Origin of the sequence: Cupriavidus sp. AU9028 (genome assembly GCF_019795295.1) — a bacterium.
In the GTDB taxonomy this organism is placed as follows: domain Bacteria; phylum Pseudomonadota; class Gammaproteobacteria; order Burkholderiales; family Burkholderiaceae; genus Cupriavidus.
On record NZ_JAIMCG010000004.1, the window covers coordinates 264,151 to 278,685 of the forward strand.

Annotated in this window: 13 protein-coding genes; 1 reads left to right on the forward strand and 12 read right to left on the reverse strand. The window is 68.2% G+C overall.

Annotated elements, in window-relative coordinates:
- Positions 1–159 precede the first annotated feature (159 nt).
- The gene (locus K6V06_RS06825) at positions 160–1,746 is read left to right on the forward strand and encodes an ABC transporter substrate-binding protein (RefSeq protein WP_222241324.1); all 1,587 of its coding nucleotides are present in this window, start codon (positions 160–162) and stop codon (positions 1,744–1,746) included.
- Here the strand turns inward: K6V06_RS06825 and K6V06_RS06830 are convergent.
- From K6V06_RS06830 to bioA, 12 genes are all read right to left on the reverse strand, one after another.
- Positions 1,743–3,086: a hypothetical protein gene (locus K6V06_RS06830; RefSeq protein ID WP_222241326.1), complete on the reverse strand. Its 1,344-nt coding sequence runs from the start codon at positions 3,084–3,086 to the stop codon at positions 1,743–1,745. The two genes, K6V06_RS06825 and K6V06_RS06830, sit on opposite strands and share 4 nt — an antisense overlap.
- Before the next feature lie 102 nt (positions 3,087–3,188).
- Positions 3,189–3,758 (reverse strand): GNAT family N-acetyltransferase, encoded by a 570-nt coding sequence (locus K6V06_RS06835; RefSeq protein ID WP_222241547.1) that lies wholly within the window; start codon positions 3,756–3,758, stop codon positions 3,189–3,191.
- 22 nt (positions 3,759–3,780) lie between these two features.
- Complete coding sequence (locus K6V06_RS06840) at positions 3,781–4,746, reverse strand: MBL fold metallo-hydrolase (RefSeq protein ID WP_370637405.1); 966 nt, start codon at positions 4,744–4,746, stop codon at positions 3,781–3,783.
- A gap of 2 nt (positions 4,747–4,748) precedes the next feature.
- Positions 4,749–4,874: a DUF1289 domain-containing protein gene (locus tag K6V06_RS20865; protein WP_370637406.1), complete on the reverse strand. Its 126-nt coding sequence runs from the start codon at positions 4,872–4,874 to the stop codon at positions 4,749–4,751.
- 265 nt (positions 4,875–5,139) lie between these two features.
- Positions 5,140–5,646 carry a YbaK/EbsC family protein gene (locus tag K6V06_RS06850; RefSeq protein WP_222241328.1) on the reverse strand — a complete coding sequence of 169 codons (507 nt, stop codon included), beginning with the start codon at positions 5,644–5,646 and terminating at the stop codon, positions 5,140–5,142.
- A 30-nt stretch (positions 5,647–5,676) separates the two neighbouring features.
- Positions 5,677–6,606: a hydroxymethylglutaryl-CoA lyase gene (locus K6V06_RS06855; RefSeq protein ID WP_222241330.1), complete on the reverse strand. Its 930-nt coding sequence runs from the start codon at positions 6,604–6,606 to the stop codon at positions 5,677–5,679.
- Positions 6,607–6,677: 71 nt separating this feature from the next.
- The gene (locus K6V06_RS06860; RefSeq protein ID WP_222241332.1) at positions 6,678–7,619 is read right to left on the reverse strand and encodes a glyoxylate/hydroxypyruvate reductase A; all 942 of its coding nucleotides are present in this window, start codon (positions 7,617–7,619) and stop codon (positions 6,678–6,680) included.
- Between the two features lie 116 nt (positions 7,620–7,735).
- Positions 7,736–9,760, reverse strand: a complete 2,025-nt coding sequence (locus K6V06_RS06865; RefSeq protein WP_222241334.1) for an acetyl/propionyl/methylcrotonyl-CoA carboxylase subunit alpha — start codon at positions 9,758–9,760, stop codon at positions 7,736–7,738.
- A gap of 79 nt (positions 9,761–9,839) precedes the next feature.
- Positions 9,840–10,925: a biotin synthase BioB gene (gene bioB / locus K6V06_RS06870; protein WP_222241336.1), complete on the reverse strand. Its 1,086-nt coding sequence runs from the start codon at positions 10,923–10,925 to the stop codon at positions 9,840–9,842.
- Entirely contained in the window at positions 10,922–11,725 is an 804-nt protein-coding gene (bioD, locus tag K6V06_RS06875; RefSeq protein WP_222241338.1) for a dethiobiotin synthase, read from the reverse strand. Before bioD ends, bioB begins: the two co-directional genes overlap by 4 nt.
- The gene (bioF, locus tag K6V06_RS06880) at positions 11,722–12,978 is read right to left on the reverse strand and encodes an 8-amino-7-oxononanoate synthase (protein ID WP_222241340.1); all 1,257 of its coding nucleotides are present in this window, start codon (positions 12,976–12,978) and stop codon (positions 11,722–11,724) included. Before bioF ends, bioD begins: the two co-directional genes overlap by 4 nt.
- Entirely contained in the window at positions 12,968–14,404 is a 1,437-nt protein-coding gene (gene bioA, locus K6V06_RS06885; protein ID WP_255581648.1) for an adenosylmethionine--8-amino-7-oxononanoate transaminase, read from the reverse strand. The genes bioF and bioA overlap by 11 nt, the downstream gene beginning before the upstream one ends.
- Positions 14,405–14,535: the final 131 nt, after the last annotated feature.

The window sequence follows — 14,535 nt, forward strand, 5'->3', positions numbered from 1 at the left end:
GGAAGCCAGTTCGCCGGGTTTCCTGCCGCCGCGCTGCACTGACCGCGTGCGACTGGCTTCACCGCGGTGCAGGATCGCGGGGGTGGGTTGGCCCGCCTTGACACTGGGGAGGACAGGTTCGGACAATCGGCCCACCATCGACACCCCGGGGACTCCTGCATGCCTTCGCTCCGTCGTACCCTGCAATCCCTCGTCATCGGCGCCAGCCTGTGCTGCGCCGCCGCAGCGGTGCCCGCCCAGGCCGCGCCACTGGTGATTGGCCTGTCCGGCGACATTACCTCGCTGGACCCGCACTATCACAACGTCACGCCCAACGCGAACGTCGCCGAGCACATGTTCGAGACGCTGATCGCCAAGGACGAAAAGATGCGCTTCAAGCCGGCCCTGGCGGTTAGCTGGAAAGCCATCGACGACAGCAACTGGGAAGTGAAGCTGCGGCCGGGCGTACGCTTTCATGACGGCTCGGAATTCACCGCCGATGACGTGGTGTTCTCGCTGGCCCGGCCTGCCACGGTCAAGAACAGCCCGTCGCCCTACACCATCTACACCAAGGCGTTTCGCAAGGTGGTGGCGGTGGACAAGCTGACGGTGCGCATCACGACGGACGGGCCGTATCCGCTGGTGCCGAACGACCTGTCGACCATCTACATGGTGTCGAAGAAGGCTGCGGGCAACGCCAGTTCCGACGACTTCAACAGCGGCAAGGCGATGGTCGGCACGGGCCCGTACAAGTTCGCGGCCTTTCGCAAGGGAGACCGTGTCGAGCTGGCGCGCAACGACGCGTACTGGGGCAGCAAGCCGGAATGGGAAACGGTGTCGCTGCGCATCCTGACCAACGATGCGCCGCGCGTGGCCGCGCTGCTGGCGGGCGACGTGCAGGTGATCGAGAACGTGCCGACGTCGGATATCCGCAAGCTCAGCGCCGACCCGAACGTATCCGTCTACAAGGTGCCCACGTTCCGGATGATGTACCTGCATATGGATACCCACCGCGACGTCTCGCCCTTCGTCGCGGACAAGGCCGGACGCCCCCTGCAGAAGAACCCCCTCAAGGACGCGCGGGTGCGGCAAGCGATCTCCAGGGCCATCTCGCGCCAGGCGATCGTCGATCGCGTGATGGAGGGCGCCGCGGAACCGACCGGGCAGCTGGTCAACAGCTCGCTGTTCGGTCATGTGCCGGGCCTGAAGCCGGATGCGGCCGACGCGGCCGCGGCGAAGAAACTGCTGGCGGAAGCGGGCTACCCCGATGGCTTTCAGCTGACGCTGCATTCGCCCAACAACCGCTATGTCAACGACGAACAGGTGGCGCAGGTCATCGCCTCGATGCTGACGCGCATCGGCATCCAGACGCGTGTCGAAGCCATGCCGTCCGCGACCTTCTTCACGCGCGCCAACAAGCTGGACTTCTCGTTCCTGCTGGCCGGCTGGGGCGCGGACACAGGCGAAGCGGGCTCGTCGCTGAAGTCGTTGCTGGCGACCTATGATACCGAGAAGGGCTGGGGCGCATCGAACCGCGGCCGCTACAGCAACCCGGCGCTCGATGCCAAGCTGTCGGCGGCGTTGACCACCATCGACGACGGGGCTCGCGAGAAGCTGCTGCAGGAGGCCACCGAGATCGGCATCAAGGATTACGGGGTCATCCCGCTGTACTACCAGATCAACGTCTGGGCAGCAAAGAAGGGCTATGTGGTGACGCCCCGTCAGGACGAACGGACGTACGCCTTCGGGATCGTGCGAGGGCGCTAGCGCGCGCTTGCCACCCTCGGCAGCGGATCGGTCCAGAGCCGCTTCAGCGCTTGCAGCGCCTCGTGCGCATGGTCCTTGCCCTCACGCGGCAGGGACCGCTCCAGCAGATCGAACCCGGCGGGCAGATTCAGGTTGGCAAGCAAGGGCGATTTTGTGGAGGCCATACGGGTCAACCGGTCCGTCAATGCTTGGGCGATCGTGGCGCGCAGGTCGAGCGGCAGATCCGCCTGCCGTGACTCGAGCAGATGCATCAGCATGTGGATCCGGCCCGGCAGTTCCTTCTCGCGCAAGGGATCAAGCAAGCCGCCGGCGAGCCAGGCACGCATCCAGGCAGCACGGGCGTCCGGATGCTGGGCAAGCATCAGTTCGATGCCTTCGGCCACCGTGCCGTTGGTCATCTGCGCTCCCAGCCCCAGCAGCCCCTTTAATTCGCCAGAATTCGCCAGATCGATGGCCGCGCCTCCGAGCAGCTCGCGCGTTGTCGGGTCCTTGCGCAGGTTGTCCGCACCGAGCAGAAGCGCCAGTAGCACAATGAGATCAGCGCGCGACGATGCCGGCTCGTCCCCATCGCTTCGGCAAAAGAGCAGCACCCGGTCCAGCGCTTGCTGCCTGGCCTCTCCCGTGAGCGGGGCGATTCGCTGGGCGGTTTCCACCATGTGCGCGTGCGGGTGGTCGCGCAGCTGCGCCAGTTCCGCGCCGCAAGCAGAAGGCCACTGCTCGCCGCGCTTGGCCGCCCTGCCCAGGGCCAGCACGATCGGAAACCGGTACTTCGCCGGCGTGCGTGCCGCCGCCTGAAACAGCCTGACCCACAGCACATCGGCATGCTGTCGGGTCTCGTCCGACCAGTTCTGGCACCATCGTTGCCCGCAATCGATTGCCGCGACGACCCACGCGGCGGCGGTCTGTGGACGCTCAGCCACACATTCTTCGATCCGGGCGACAAGGCCTCGGAACGCTTCGACGTAGGCTAGCCCGCCCTCGTTGGCTGCCTTCTCCAATTGCGCGCCCAGCGCCGCCGTGTCGAGCCCGATCGTGACGGAGACGCCAGCGGAGCGCTGTCCCTCCAGGGTACGGATTATCTGGCGGTCCTCTGCGTTCAGGCTCCAGCATGCGCTGCCCTCCAGGCGGAACCAGCTGCGGGCATGGAAGATGAGCCAGGCCACGATGGAAGGAAAATCCTTGAGGCCACAGGTATCAAGACGCCGCGCGGTGGCGCAGCGCCTTTCGCTATCCCACGTGATGGAAACCCGGATGCTTTGGCGATACAGGAAGACATTGCAGGCGGCACTGGAGGTACCGTGGTCCGCCAGCGAAAAGCGCGGAGCCGACTCGACGTTCATGAGGGCAGGTAGAGGACGTGGCAGCAACAAGTTCTGAAGCTTGTACGAGCCGCAGCGCCCTGGCTATCCCGTCTGGCCGAATTGTTCGCTTTTGCGCCGCGCCTACCCCTGCACGCCGCGCTCGCTGTCAGGGTGGAACGACTCTGGCACGAGAGAGTAGATCGCGGCAGGTCGAGGAACACCATTGAGCACCAGCCGGTTGCGCGCGATGCACTCGAGCATGGCGCCCGTCTTTTCGGCGACCCGCCGGCTGGCGACATTGTCCCGGTCGGCGACGATCTCGATCCGGGTCAGTCGAAGGCGGTGGAAGCCAAAGCAGGCCATCATCACGGCGGCTCTGGTGGCGAGCCCCTTGCCCTGCCGTCCCTGCCGGATCCAATAGCCCAGGTTCGCCATATTGCATTCGGGCATCAGCTGGTTCAGCGCGACGCCGCCGTACAGTTGCCGTCCGTCCTCGGAGAACACGCCGATATCATAGGCAAGACCGCTGGCCATGTTCTCCGTGCACAGCTCGAACCACAGCTGGGCGTCGCGCACGCTGTAGCGCGGGCTGGCCCATGGCATCCAGCGTCCCAGCGTGGACATCGACTCGCGCACCGCGGTGGCGAACTGCTCGGCGTCGGCCTGCCGGAATGGCCGAAGAGAGAACCCGTCGCCGCGCATGATCGGCATCGAAGCCACCGCCTTGCTCCTTTCAGTCCTGGTTCAGCAACAGATCCTGCTCCAGGCGGGCGGCACCCGCGCGTACCAGTGCCGCCATGACATCGTCCAGCAGCGCCGGGCGCGAAATCCCGCCGAGCGCGCCGGTGCGGACCGTCTCGATCAACGTGGCCGATTCCATCCACGCCAGCATGGCGTCGCGGCGCATCTGCCGCTGTTCCAGCAACTTGAACTTCAGCAGCACCCGCATGGCGTGCAGGGCGTTGCGTTTCGGGTCCGCGCGCAGGTAGGCCAGACGACCGGCAGCCCGCTCCAGCGCCTCGGCCACATCGGTGAAGACGGCGCCGTGCCCTGGGATGACGAGGCGCACGTCGAGCGTAGCGATCCGCTCCAGCACCGCCTGCTGTTCCGCAAACCCGCTCTCGCCCTCCAGCTCCGGAAAGATCACGCCGAACCCGTTCTGCCAGAGGGCATCGCCCGATATCAGGGTGCCGGCTTCGGGGGCGTACAGCATGACCGCATGGGGATCGTGCCCGGGAGCGGCGATGACCTGCCAGTCGAGTCCGCCAAGCCGCAGCGCCTGTCCGTCATGCAGCAGCGCATCGCTGGTGAAGCGCTCGCACTGTTGACCGGTGGGGCCGTAGGTCAGCGCATCGGTATCCCAGCGAACGACGGCGTCCGCGTCGCCCGCGGGTATCCATGTTTGCGGCTGCCAGCGCCGCTGCAGCGCGGCGTTGCCGCCGCAATGGTCGGAGTGCAGGTGGGTATTGATCAGGCGCCGCAGCGGCCGGCCCTGCAGCGCGGACTCGACCAGCGCGACCGTCTGCGCGGCATGCGACAGGTAGCCCGAGTCGATCAGCACGGTATCGTCGCCGTCCACGAGCAGCACGTTGTTGGCCGATAGCCATCCGCGTTCGAATACCCGCATGCCGCGCGGCAGCGCGCCGCTGGCGCCGTTGGCCGGCGCGGCTTGCGGATTGCCGCTCGTCCTTGTCTGCATGATCATGCCGCCGCCCGTTGCGCCACCGCTCGCCAGATGGCCCGCTTGTCGGCCTCGCTGTAGCCGGACCAGCCGGCAATCTCTTCGATGGTCCGCAAGCAGCCCTCGCAGTAGCCATCGTCAGACATGCGGCAGACATTCCGGCAGGGCGAAGCGACGGGGCTGGCATATTGCGCCGCAATCGAGCGGCGGCGCAGATCGGCGGCTAGTCTGGATTCGCTCGGCATGACGGGAAGCAGGGTGAGGACAGTCAAGTGTAGCGCCAATAAAGGCACCTCACTGACCGGGACCGCCAGCAGCAGGGGCTCCGGCGTCAGACGCGGCTGGGGGCCGAGGCTCCCTGTGTTGGCAAGGACGGCATTTGCCAGAACCGCTGCAACTCGATGATTCCGGCTACACGTGCGATGCCTGTGCGACGTCGGCCACTTCCGCCCCGGTCATCTGCTGCAACTGCTGCGGGGTGAGATTGAACACCGCGTGCGGATGCCCGGCAGCCGCCCACAGGCTGTCGAAGCCGAACAGGTCGCGGTCCAGCAGCATGACCGGCGTGACCGCGTGGCCGATCGGGCAGACGCCGCCAATGGCGTAGCCGGTCTTCTCCCGGACAAAACGGGCGTCGGCCTTGCCCAGTGCACCGACCCGCGCCGCCACCTTGGTTTCGTCGACCCGATTGCCGCCGCTGGCGATCACCAGCACCGGCGCATCGTCTTCCAGGCGGCGGAAGATGATCGACTTGGCGATCTGCGCCACCGAGCAGCCGAGCCCGGCCGCGGCCTCGGCCGAGGTCTTGCCCGACGCCGGCAACATCACGATCGGCTTGTCATGGCCGAGTTCGGCCAGCAGCCGTGCCACGCGCTGCGCGGACTCCGGCAAGGTTGCGCGCGTCTGGTCCTGATCCATCCCTCGTGTCTCCCGTCGCTTGAACAACGATCAGGCGCAGGCCGGCATGCCGTCGTTCGCCCAGCGCGTCAGCAGGGCGCGTCCTACGCGCGACTGATTGGGGCGATCGATGGCCTGCGAGATGAACTCGCCGGCGCGCACCACCTTCTCCAGATCGATTCCCGTTCGCACGCCCATGCCGTGCAGCATGTACAGCACGTCCTCGGTCGCCACGTTGCCGGTTGCGCCCTTGGCATAGGGACAGCCGCCCAGGCCCGCAACCGATGCATGGAAGATCTGGATGCCGACGTCGAGGCTGGCGAGGATGTTGGACAGTGCCTGGCCATAGGTATCGTGAAAATGGCCGGAAAGCCGGTCCAGCGGAAACTCCGCTGCGGCGGCGCGCATGACGTCCTGCACCTTGCCCGGCGTGCCCACGCCAATGGTGTCGGCGATATCGATCTCGTCGCAGCCCAGTTCGCGCATGCGCACCACCACGTCGGCCACCGCGGACGCCGGCACGTCGCCCTGGTACGGGCATCCGAGCGAGCAGGAGATGCTGCCGCGCAGCCGGATACCCTTCTCCTTCGCCGCGGCCGCGACCGGCTCGAAGCGCTGGATCGACTCGGCGATGGAACAGTTGATGTTCTTCTGCGAGAAGGCTTCGCTAGCGGCGCCGAAGATCACCACTTCATCGGCGCCGGCCGCCACTGCGCCCTCGAAGCCCTTCATGTTGGGCGTCAGCACGGAGTACAGCGTGCCGGGGCGGCGCTGGATGCGGCCCATCACCTCGGCGCCGTCCGCCATCTGCGGCACCCACTTGGGCGATACGAAGGATGCTGCTTCGATATTGGTGAAGCCGGCATCGGTCAGGCGATCGATCAGCGCGACCTTGACATCGGCCGGCACCATCGACTTCTCGTTCTGCAGGCCGTCGCGAGGGCCGACCTCGACGATCTTCACGTAGTTTGCCTGGTTCATCGCTGCTCCTCGAATGGTGGAGCCGCCGCCATCGTGCGGCGGCGGCGGTCAGGGGCGTCGAACTCTGCGGTTCAATAGCCCCGCTGCAGGTCGACCACGCCCGCGATGGGGCGGCCGGCCTGCAAGGCGCGGATCTTGTCGGCGATCTGCGCAATGCTGTCTTCGCGCAACGTCAGCGCGGCAATATGCGGCGTGATGGTGATGCGCGGTTCCTGCCAGAACGGGTGGTCGGCGGGCAGCGGTTCCTTGCGAAACACGTCCAGCGTCGCGCCCGCGATCTGGCCCTGCTGCACGGCGGCGAGCAGGTCCTCGTCGACCACGTGCGGGCCGCGCGCCACGTTGATCAGGTAGGCACCCTTGGCAAGCCGCGCGAGCAGGCCGCCATCGATGATGTTCTCGGTTTCCGGCGTCAGCGGCAACACATTGACCAGCACCCGCAGCCCATCCAGGAATGCCGCCTGCCCTTGCTCGCCGGCATGGCACTCGACGCCTTCCACGCTGCGTGCCGAGCGGCTCCAGCCGCGCACGGGGAAACCGAAGCTGGCCAGGGCCCGGGCAATCTGCGCGCCCAGCGTGCCGATGCCCATCACACCGATGGTGAAGTCGGCACGGCGATTGGGCTTGAGGAACTTCCAGGTGCCGGCACGCTGCTGTGCCGCGAACTCGTCCATGCGGCGGAAATAGCGCAGCACTGCATGGGTCACGTACTCGACCATCTGGGCGCCCATGCCGGCGTCGTCCAGACGCACGATCGGCACGCTGGCGGGCAGCGCCTCGGGATCGGCATCGCGCAGCTGCAGGATGCCGTCAACGCCGGCACCGAGGTTGAAGACCGCTTTCAGATCGGTCCTTCCGCGCAGCATCTCGACCGGGGGGCGCCAGACCACCGCATAGTCGACCGGCTGGCCCTGGCTCTGCTCCCAGGTCACGCATTCCGCCTCGGGCAGGGCCTCGGCGAATCCCTCGATCCACGGATCATATCGGCCATCGGGGACGTACAGCTGCACCTTCATCGCTTCTCCACGTTATCGCTGTTGTGTCGGGATATTGTCGCAGAGTCGGCGGAACTGCTGTGGCCTGGCCGGGCAGGCCCTGCCTCCGACTCCGCCGGCCAGCCGCCTCGGCAACCTCAACCCGCTGCCGCGTCGAAGCCCAGCAGCTGCTCTCCTTCGCCGACCTGGTCTCCGACCGCGTATAGCACCTCGCCCACCACGCCGTCGGCCGGCGCGCTGATGGTGTGCTCCATCTTCATCGCCTCCATCACCAGCAGCGGCGTGCCCCGGGTGACGCGCGCGCCGGCCTCGACCATCACGGCGATGACCTTGCCCGGCATCGGCGCGGTCAGCTTGCCGCCTTCGCCCTCCGCCTCGCCGGCATGGGCGAGCGGGTCGAGCCACTGCAGCACGGCGTGACGGCCCGCGGCGAAGACATGGAACACCTCGCCGTCATGGTGGACCTTGCCGTGGGTACGCCGGGTGCCAAGGTCGACGTGGATATCGTCGTGGATGCACTGGGCGCGGAAGGGTGCGGCCTGATCGGCATAGACCAGCGTGCTGCCCCTGGCGTCGGCATGCAGCGTCGCCTCCAGGGTCTGTTCGCCAGCGGTGAAGCGCAATACGCGTTGCGCGCCGCCGTTCATCCGCCAGGGGCCGGCGTGAGTCCATGGCGATTGCGGATCGGCTGCGTCGATGCGGCGCTCGCGCGTCTCCATGTCCAGCAGCGACGCGACGGCCAGCGCGACGATCTCGATGCCGATGGGCGCCGGCGCCGGGAACAGCCCCGCCTCATGCCGAGCGATCAGGCCGGTGTCCAGATCGGCCTCGGTGAAGGGGCGCGAGGCGACCAGCCGCTGCAGGAAAGCAATGTTGGTACTCAGACCCGTGACGTGGTAGTTGGCCAGCGCCTGCCGCATGCGCGCAAGCGCTTCATCGCGGTCCTTGCCCCAGACGATCAGCTTGGCGATCATCGGGTCGTAGTACGGACTGATGGCGTCGCCCTCGCGCACGCCGGCATCGATGCGCACGCCGGCCGGCCCGTGGATATCGCCACCGCGCATGAACTGCACCGCGGGCGGCGTGCGCAGGTAGCGCAGCGTGCCGGTCGAAGGCAGGAATCCCTTGTCCGGATTCTCGGCGTAGACGCGCGCCTCGAGCGCATGGCCGTCGATGCGCAGCTGCTGCTGCGACAGCGGCAGCGGCTCGCCGGCCGCCACGCGCAGCTGCCATTCCACCAGGTCCTGGCCGGTGATCATCTCCGTCACCGGATGCTCGACCTGCAGCCGCGTGTTCATCTCCATGAAGTAGAACGAGCCGTCCTGGTTGGCGATGAATTCCACCGTGCCGGCGCCCACGTAGCCCACGGCACGGGCAGCGGCGACGGCGGCCTCGCCCATCGCGCGGCGCCGCTCCTCGGTCATGCCCGGCGCCGGGGCTTCCTCCAGCACCTTCTGGTGGCGTCGCTGCACCGAGCAATCGCGCTCGAACAGGTAGACGCAATTACCCTGCGTGTCCGCGAACACCTGGATTTCGATATGGCGGGGGCGGGTCAGGTATTTCTCGACCAGCACCTTGTCGTCGCCGAAGCTGGCGCTGGCCTCGCGCTTGACCGATGCCAGCGCGGCCTCGAAGCTCTCGCCATCCTCGACCACGCGCATCCCCTTGCCGCCGCCGCCGGCGCTCGCCTTGAGCAGCACCGGATAGCCGATGCGGTCGGCCTCGCGGCGCAGCAGCGCCGGGCTTTGGTCCTCGCCGTGATAGCCGGGCACCAGCGGCACGTTCGCGCGCTCCATCAATTGCTTGGCGGCGCTCTTGCTGCCCATGGCGCGAATGGCCGAGGCGGGCGGGCCGATGAAGACGAGCCCCGCCGCGGCGCAGGCCTCGGCGAAGGCATCGTTCTCGGACAGGAAGCCGTAGCCGGGATGAATCGCCTGCGCGCCGGTGGCCCGGGCCATCTCGATGATGTGGTCGCCGCGCAGATAGCTGTCGCGGGCGGCTGCCCCGCCAATATGCACCGCCTCGTCGCAATACGAGACATGCCGCGCGTTGGCGTCGGCATCCGAATAGACAGCGACGGTACGGATGCCCAGGCGCCGGCAGGTCGCGGCCACACGGCAGGCGATCTCGCCGCGGTTGGCAATCAGGATCTTGGTGAACATGTCTCCTCCTCGTTGGATTGGGGGAACGGCGACCGCTCGCTGTCCGTGTCCGCCGCACGCTGTGCAGCGGACACCGTCGTCATCCGGCGTAGCCTTCTGCGCGGATGCCTAGCCGGCCCAGCAGGGCGCGATCACGCTCGGCCTGCGGGTTGCCGGTGGTCAGCAGCTTGTCACCGTAGAAAATGGAATTGGCGCCGGCCAGGAAGCACAGCGCCTGCAACGCTTCGTCCATGGCCTCGCGCCCCGCGGACAGCCGCACCATCGCGCGCGGCATGGTGATGCGGGCGACGGCAATGGTGCGAACGAACTCGAACGGGTCCAGCTCGGGGGTGCCGGCCAGCGGCGTGCCCTCGACCTGCACCAGGTTGTTGATGGGCACCGACTCGGGGTACGGGTCCAGATTGGCCAGTTGCGCGATCAGCCCGGCGCGGGCGACGCGCGTCTCCCCCATGCCGACGATGCCGCCGCAGCAGACGTTGATGCCGGCCTCGCGCACGTGGCCGATGGTGTCGAGCCGATCCTGGTAGGTGCGGGTGCTGATGATCTTGCCGTAGAACTCGGGCGACGTATCGAGGTTGTGGTTGTAGTAGTCCAGGCCGGCGTCCTTCAGCCGTTGCGCCTGCTCGGCCTCCAGCATGCCGAGCGTGACGCAGGTTTCCAGCCCCATGGCCTTGACCTCGCGGATCATGTCGATCACGGGCTCCAGGTGACGCTCCTTGGGGCTGCGCCACGCCGCGCCCATGCAGAAGCGCGTGGCGCCGTTCTCGCGTGCGGCGCGCGCGGCTTCCAGCACCTCGTCCAGCGCCATCAGCTTCTCGGCCTTGACGCCGGCATCGTGGTGCGCGCTCTGCGGGCAGTAGCCGCAATCCTCCTCGCACCCGCCGGTCTTGATCGACAACAGCGTGGACAGCTGGACCGTGTTGGCGTCGAAGTTCTCGCGATGCACCTGCTGCGCACGGAACAGCAGGTCGTTGAAGGGCAATTCGAACAGGGCCGCCACGTCGGCGACGGTCCAGGCGCCGGGCTTGCCGGCGGGGGCATCGACGTGCGCGGTGGAGCCGTTGGCCACGCGAGCGGCATGGCGCAGCGCGTCGAGGGATACCTTGGCGGTGGCGGCGGCGGTGACGGTGGTGCCTTCGACGGCGGAGACGTTGTGATTGCTCATGATGCGATGTCTTGTTCGGTGACGAGCCGGGACGCGGCCCGGGTCTCGGTAATGTTGCTGTCGGCGGCGCAGGCAGCGGCGATCGGTCCGAAGTCGATGCCCGTGGCCGCCTCGGCGGCGGGCAGCCCCCACGGAAGCACGCCCAGCAGCGGGATCTGCTGCGGCCCGAGGGCCGCCTTCAGCGTGTCGATATTGGCGTCGGCAAGCGCCATGCCGGGGTCGATGCGATTGGCGATCCAGCCGGCCAGCCGCAGTCCACGGGCGCGGATCGCCTCGACGGTCAGCATGGCGTGGTTCAGGCAGCCCAGCCGGATGCCGACCACCAGCACGACGGGAAGCGCCAGCCGCACGGCGAGGTCGGCCGTGTCCCAGCCGTCCGGCCCGCTGGCCAGCGGCACGCGGAAACCGCCCACGCCCTCGACCACCACGGCGTCTGCACGCGAGCGCAATTCCCGCAGCGCCCGCTCGATGGGCGACGGTTCGATGCGCACGCCCTCGGCCTGTGCGGCCAGATGCGGCGAACAGGGGGTGCGCAGCAGCCAGGGACAGGTCAGTTGCCGGGGAACCGGCACCGTGCCGGCCATCCGCAGCTGCTCGACGTCCTCGTTGCGCCATTCGCCCCGGCCGGCCGCCTCTTCGACCCACTCGCAGCCGCTTGCAATGGGTTTCATGCCGGCACAGCGCCATCCGGCCTGGGCGAAGGCGTGCAGCAGCGCCGCGCTGGCGTGCGTCTTGCCGACGCCGGTATCCGTTCCGGCGATGAAGCAGGCGATACGATCGATACGATTGGGCTGGCTCATGGCGCGGCCCTCCCCGCAGCGGCTTTCCGCAGCGCGGCGACCAGCTGCCGCACATCGTCCTGGCCATGCTCGGCCGACAGGGTGATGCGCAGCCGCGCGGTGCCCTCCGGCACGGTTGGCGGACGGATGGCGCCGACACGAATGCCGGCCTGCTCTTCCAGTTGACGCGACAGGGCCAGTGCCACCGCGTTGTCGCCAACGATCAGCGGCTGGATGGCGGTGATGCTGTCGGCCAGCTGCCATGCCTGCCGGCCGTCTGCCACCTGCCGCGCAAGCAATGGCACAAGCCCGGCGCGCAGTTCGCCAACGCGCTGCTGCAGCGCATGCCGCCGTTGCTGGCCTTCGCTGCCTTCGATCAGCTCGAGGCTGGCCAGCAGCGCATTCGCGGCGGCCGGCGGCGACGCGGTGGTGAAAATGTAGGTGCGCGCGGTGTTGATCAGATGCTCGACGATGGTCTCGTGCGCGGCAACGAAGGCGCCGGACACGCCGGCCGCCTTGCCCAGCGTGCCGATATGGATCAGCCGTCGGGAGGCAAGGCCGAGGTGTTCGGGCACGCCGCGTCCCTGCCTGCCGAGCACGCCGAAGCCGTGGGCATCGTCGACGATCAGCCAGGCGTCGTGGCGCTCCGCCAGTTCCAGCAGCTCGCCCAACGGCGCAATCGCGCCATCCATGCTGAACACCGCATCGGTGACGATCAGCTTCAGGGGGCTGTTGCATGCCGCCAGCGCCGCGTCGAGTGCCGCGACATCACGGTGCGGATAGCGCTGCACCGCGGCACGTGCCAGGCGTGCGCCATCGATCAGCGAGGCATGGTTCAGCGTCTCGCAAAACAGCGTCGCATCGGCACTGCCCAGCGCCGTCAGCACGCCCACGTTGGCCATGTAGCCGCTGCAGAACAGCAGCGCGCGTGCCCGCGGGATGTAGGGCCGGTACCAGTCGGCCAGCCGCTGTTCCAGCTGGCGATGCGGCAAGGCGTGGCCGCTGACCAGATGGGAGGCGCCGCTGCCCGCGCCCCAGCGCATCGCCCCTTCGGCAAAGGCGGCGACGATCCCCGGGTGATTGGCCAGGCCAAGGTAGTCGTTGCTGCTGAAGGACAGCAGCGGCTGCGGATGGCAAGCCCCCCCCGGCGTGGCCGACGATACGGGCGCCACCGCCTGCCGCACCGAACAAGGGGAATGCGCCAGCCGTCGGCTGCGCACCAGCGCCTGGCGCTCCCGCTCGGCGGCGGCACGGTCAAGCAGGTCAAGCAACATGGGCTGCCTCCCTGTCCGGTGCGCTGCGCTTGCAGCCATCCACTGGCGCCTGTGCCAGCGTCGCGTCCAGCGCCGCCCGCATCCGCTCGCCCAGCCAGCGCGCCTGCGCCGCGTCGAAGACGTACGGCGGCAGCAGGTAGAGCGTTGGACCGATCGGGCGCACCAGCAACTCGTGCTCCAGCGCGGTACGGTGGAAGGCTTGCGCGAAACCGTCGAAGCGGTATTCCGGCCGCAGGTCCGCCGCCCAGATCAGGCCCCGCTGTCGCACGTGGCACAGCCGCGCATCCGACGCGAGCGGCGCCATGCCGTCGGCGAGCCAGGCGGCGCGCTCGCGATTGCGCGCGATTACCTCGTCCTGCTCGAACAGGTCCAGCGTCGCGAGCGCCGCGCGGCAGGCCAGCGCATTGCCGGTGTAGGAGTGCGAGTGCAGGAAGCCGCGGCGAGGATCGTCGTCGACGAATGCCTGCTGGATGACGTCGCGCGAGAGCACCAGCGAAAGCGGCAGATAGCCGCCGCTGATGCCCTTGGACAGGCACAGGAAGTCGGGCCAACGATGCGCGGCCAGCGGCTCGCCGGAGTGCGACTGCTCCCAGGCGAAGAAGGTGCCGGTGCGCCCGCATCCGACCGCGATCTCGTCGGCGATCAGGTGAACCCGGTAGCGGTCGCACAGTGCGCGCGCGCCGTCGAGGTACAGCGGGTCGTACATCGCCATCCCTGCCGCCCCCTGCACCAGCGGCTCGACGATCAGCGCGGCGATGTGGCCGGCACGGGCCTGCAACAGCGTCTCCAGCTCGGCGAGCGCGCGCCGCGCCACCATCGCGGCGGTCTCCTCCGCGCCAGCCTGGCGGGCATCGGGAGACATCACCACATGCGCGCGGTGCAGCAAGGGGGCGTAGGCATCGCGGAATACCGCAACGTCGGTCACCGCCAGCGCGCCGACGGTTTCGCCGTGATAGCCGTGGCGCAGGCAGACGAACTCGCGCTTGGCCGGCAGCCCGGTATTGCGCCAGTAATGGAAACTCATCTTCAGCGCGATCTCGACCGCCGACGCGCCGTCGGAGGCAAAGAAGGCATTGCCGAGCGCGCCGCCGGTCAGCGCGGACAGCCGCTCGGCCAGTTCGACCGCCGGGGCGTGCGTGCAGCCCGCGAGCATCACGTGGGAAATCGCGTCGAGCTGCTCGCGCAGCGCGGCATTGATGCGAGGATTGGCGTGACCGAACAGGTTGACCCACCAGGAACTGGTGGCGTCGAACAGGCGGCGCCCGCGGTCATCGAACAGCCAGGGGCCGTCGCCGCGCTGGATGGCCAGCGGACCGTCGGATTCTCGGGGGCGCAACGGCGTGCACGGATGCCAGATCGCACGGCGGCTGCGCGCTGACAGCGTGCCGCCATGCCCAGGGTCCGCTTGCAAGGACAGGGAATTCAAGGGTGTCCTCCATGGGTTGTCGTCCACCCGCGCGCGCGCCGGCACGGCGGCCGGGCTGCGCGAGCGGATTGGAACGGGAGAACGCATGGTAGGAAGCCCTGGTGACGGTGGCAAACCAGGCAATGGCAGCG

What these genes read in the sequence shown, in the direction of transcription:
- K6V06_RS06850 (WP_222241328.1), bottom strand. Translation starts at nt 5,646, where the DNA reads ATGGATCAGGACCAGACGCGCGCAACCTTGCCGGAGTCCGCGCAGCGC.
- K6V06_RS06830 (WP_222241326.1), bottom strand. Translation starts at nt 3,086, where the DNA reads ATGAACGTCGAGTCGGCTCCGCGCTTTTCGCTGGCGGACCACGGTACC.
- K6V06_RS06855 (WP_222241330.1), bottom strand. Translation starts at nt 6,606, where the DNA reads ATGAACCAGGCAAACTACGTGAAGATCGTCGAGGTCGGCCCTCGCGAC.
- bioD (WP_222241338.1), bottom strand. Translation starts at nt 11,725, where the DNA reads ATGAGCCAGCCCAATCGTATCGATCGTATCGCCTGCTTCATCGCCGGA.
- K6V06_RS06860 (WP_222241332.1), bottom strand. Translation starts at nt 7,619, where the DNA reads ATGAAGGTGCAGCTGTACGTCCCCGATGGCCGATATGATCCGTGGATC.
- K6V06_RS06865 (WP_222241334.1), bottom strand. Translation starts at nt 9,760, where the DNA reads ATGTTCACCAAGATCCTGATTGCCAACCGCGGCGAGATCGCCTGCCGT.
- bioF (WP_222241340.1), bottom strand. Translation starts at nt 12,978, where the DNA reads ATGTTGCTTGACCTGCTTGACCGTGCCGCCGCCGAGCGGGAGCGCCAG.
- K6V06_RS06840 (WP_370637405.1), bottom strand. Translation starts at nt 4,746, where the DNA reads ATGCAGACAAGGACGAGCGGCAATCCGCAAGCCGCGCCGGCCAACGGC.
- K6V06_RS06835 (WP_222241547.1), bottom strand. Translation starts at nt 3,758, where the DNA reads ATGCCGATCATGCGCGGCGACGGGTTCTCTCTTCGGCCATTCCGGCAG.
- K6V06_RS20865 (WP_370637406.1), bottom strand. Translation starts at nt 4,874, where the DNA reads ATGTCTGACGATGGCTACTGCGAGGGCTGCTTGCGGACCATCGAAGAG.
- K6V06_RS06825 (WP_222241324.1), top strand. Translation starts at nt 160, where the DNA reads ATGCCTTCGCTCCGTCGTACCCTGCAATCCCTCGTCATCGGCGCCAGC.
- bioB (WP_222241336.1), bottom strand. Translation starts at nt 10,925, where the DNA reads ATGAGCAATCACAACGTCTCCGCCGTCGAAGGCACCACCGTCACCGCC.